The organism is Synechococcus sp. MU1655 (genome assembly GCF_023630655.1).
In the GTDB taxonomy this organism is placed as follows: Bacteria; Cyanobacteriota; Cyanobacteriia; order PCC-6307; family Cyanobiaceae; genus Synechococcus_C.
Genome location: NZ_JAKUHK010000268.1, coordinates 1 through 2,559, shown reverse-complemented (window position 1 = coordinate 2,559; position 2,559 = coordinate 1). Strand labels below are relative to the sequence as shown.

The window sequence follows — 2,559 nt, the reverse complement described above, 5'->3', positions numbered from 1 at the left end:
TCCAATCACCAAGAGTTCACTGTTACACAAATCTCCTGTATTCAAAGATCTCCAACAATTCGATTAAGTATTTCACTTGCGACAACCATAAAATCAACACAACAATTAATTAGCTAAATCCAAGACAATTAAAAACATGCTTCTACATCAACCAGGAGGCATCTCCAAAGCAATTTCAATCCTCTGCTAAATCTTTGACCCATACCATGCCCACAGCTATACGTGTCTTACTTCACTTGGAAAGAAGCTGGTCTCACGCGTGATTGCACCAGCCTTGAAGCCATGGCCTCCCGCTTTGAAGAAGCAGCCAGCCTGATGCGCCGCATGGCACAACAGGGCTTTGAGCTCAACTCACAAGGACATCAACAACGCATCACCCATAGCGATGCCGAAGTCTTTGAGTCTTGGGGCTTTGTCAATGAAGAACCTGCCTTCCGCCAGCTCACCTTGATCAGCGATCCAACCTTTGGATCTCCTTCAAACTGATCAGCCGCGACGGAATTCACCGATCACCCAAACCAAAACAAAAACCAAGGACGACACACCTAGATAAATCAAAACCCATTTTTGAATGGTGGCGATCTCCAAACCAAACAGCAGACCATTGGCCGCGTCTCCAGCCGTTGTAAACGCAAGCGGCAAAGGCATGAGGGCAGAGCGAGAAGATCAAGCCATGCTGCCTTGAAACCCGCCATGACGAAATTCCCAAAAACAGTGATGCTGCTCGGCAGCGGCGAACTGGGCAAAGAGGTGGCGATCGCCGCCCAGAGACTGGGTTGCCATGTCATCGCCTGCGACCGTTACGCCGATGCGCCAGCCATGCAGGTAGCAGATCTGGCCGAGGTGCTGACCATGACCGATCCAAACGCCCTCAAGACGGTTGTCAACAAGCATCAGCCGGATGTGCTGATCCCAGAAATCGAAGCGCTGGCAGTGGATGCCTTGCAAGCACTGGAAGACAACGGCATCTGCGTGATTCCCACGGCCAGGGCCACTGCAGTCACGATGAATCGCGACCGAATCAGGAATCTTGCTGCGGGTGAACTCGGACTACGCACCGCACGCTTTGCCTATGCCTCCGATGCACAGGAGCTCCAGCGTGCTGCCGGACCATTGGGTTGGCCCGTAGTCGTCAAACCAGTGATGAGTTCCTCGGGAAAAGGCCAGAGCGTGGTTCACTCAGCTGCTGAATTAGATCAGGCCTGGACGATCGCTATGGCAGGAGCCCGAGGCAGTTCCGCCCAGGTGATCGTGGAGGAATTTCTTGATTTTGATCTTGAAATCACCCTGCTCACCATCCGTCAACACGATGGAACCACCCTGTTTTGCCCACCGATTGGTCATCAGCAAGCCAATGGCGACTACCAATGCAGTTGGCAGCCTGCGTCAATCTCGCCCACCCAACTGCAACAAGCCCAAACGATGGCCCGAACCGTCACCGACAACCTTGGCGGTGCTGGTCTTTTTGGGGTGGAGTTTTTCTTGTGCGGCGATGACGTGGTGTTTTCCGAGCTCTCACCACGACCGCATGACACCGGCCTCGTGACCCTGATCAGCCAAAACCTAAGCGAATTCGATCTGCATCTCCGGGCCGTATTGGGACTACCCATCCCCTCGATCACTGCTGCCGATGCTGCGGCAAGCCGCGTCATCCTGGCCGAAAGCCAGGGGCACCATGTTCAATTCAGTGGTGTGGAACAATCCCTCACGGAGCCAGACACCAATCTTTTGCTCTTTGGCAAACGAGAGGCTCGGCCAGGGCGTCGGATGGGCGTTGCTTTAGCCCGCGGAACCCAGATCAACGAAGCTTTAGCCAAGGCAGACCGCTGTGCAGCGGCAGTGAAGGTTCAGGTCAAGGATTGATCATGCCGGGCTCGTCCGCCCAAGAACCGATAGTGCTGAATGCCCTCCAGCACGCCAGGTAATTGGGCGCGAGTCGCAAAGTACACACGCTGTTGCTGTCGAAAATCATCCAAACAAGGATCGTGATCGCCCAAAACAACGGCGGCGGGTCGACCGCAAACCAACTCGCCATCACCTTGCTCACTGGCCACAACCAACATCTGCTCCAGTGGAAGGCCCCAGCGCAAAGCGAGAAAACGGATCGCTTCGCTGCGGGATGCGCGCAGGGGCAGCACATCTAAAAACCAATGACACCGCAACTGAGGACGCGCCGCCTGATGGCGTTGGCGCAAACGTTGTCGGATCAAGGGAAGGATCTCTTCACCAGCATCGAGAATCGTGTAGCTCAACTTGAAAGGACCTTGCTGATCAGGCCGCTGCAATGCAATGTGATCGGTGAGGTCAGCCAGTGCACTTTCCACACCTGCGCGGTCCCAATCCACTCCAATCTGAGCCGACCAAAACAAATCAGGTTCACTCTCCTGGCCGTAGTGAATCTCCGTACCAGCCCCAGTGATCCAAACCTTGGGTTCCGGTAACAGCAGCTCCCCAAAACGTTGTCTGGCGGCAGGCAAGGAGCGGCCAGACAGAATCCCTAAAGCACAACGGTCGAGCTGCTCACGCAAAAGCTTGAGTGCATCACCATCCGGCTGTTCC

Annotated in this window: 4 protein-coding genes; 2 read left to right on the top strand and 2 right to left on the bottom strand. The window is 54.7% G+C overall.

Going from position 1 to position 2,559, the window contains the following annotated elements; all coding sequences use genetic code 11:
* Positions 1-222 precede the first annotated feature (222 nt).
* Positions 223-486: a hypothetical protein gene (locus tag NCN04_RS10520; protein WP_048347586.1), complete on the top strand. Its 264-nt coding sequence runs from the start codon at positions 223-225 to the stop codon at positions 484-486.
* Here NCN04_RS10520 and NCN04_RS10515 read toward each other — a convergent pair whose 3' ends face one another.
* Complete coding sequence (locus NCN04_RS10515; protein ID WP_048347587.1) at positions 487-648, bottom strand: hypothetical protein; 162 nt, start codon at positions 646-648, stop codon at positions 487-489.
* 45 nt (positions 649-693) lie between these two features.
* Here NCN04_RS10515 and purT point away from each other — a divergent pair, with 45 nt between their 5' ends.
* The gene (purT, locus tag NCN04_RS10510) at positions 694-1,863 is read left to right on the top strand and encodes a formate-dependent phosphoribosylglycinamide formyltransferase (protein WP_250396066.1); all 1,170 of its coding nucleotides are present in this window, start codon (positions 694-696) and stop codon (positions 1,861-1,863) included.
* Here purT and NCN04_RS10505 read toward each other — a convergent pair.
* Positions 1,848-2,559 (bottom strand): HAD family hydrolase (locus tag NCN04_RS10505; protein WP_284498720.1); only part of this gene is annotated, 712 nt, incomplete at its 5' end. The two genes, purT and NCN04_RS10505, sit on opposite strands and share 16 nt — an antisense overlap.

What these genes read in the sequence shown, in the direction of transcription:
- purT (WP_250396066.1), top strand. Translation starts at nt 694, where the DNA reads ATGACGAAATTCCCAAAAACAGTGATGCTGCTCGGCAGCGGCGAACTG.
- NCN04_RS10515 (WP_048347587.1), bottom strand. Translation starts at nt 648, where the DNA reads ATGCCTTTGCCGCTTGCGTTTACAACGGCTGGAGACGCGGCCAATGGT.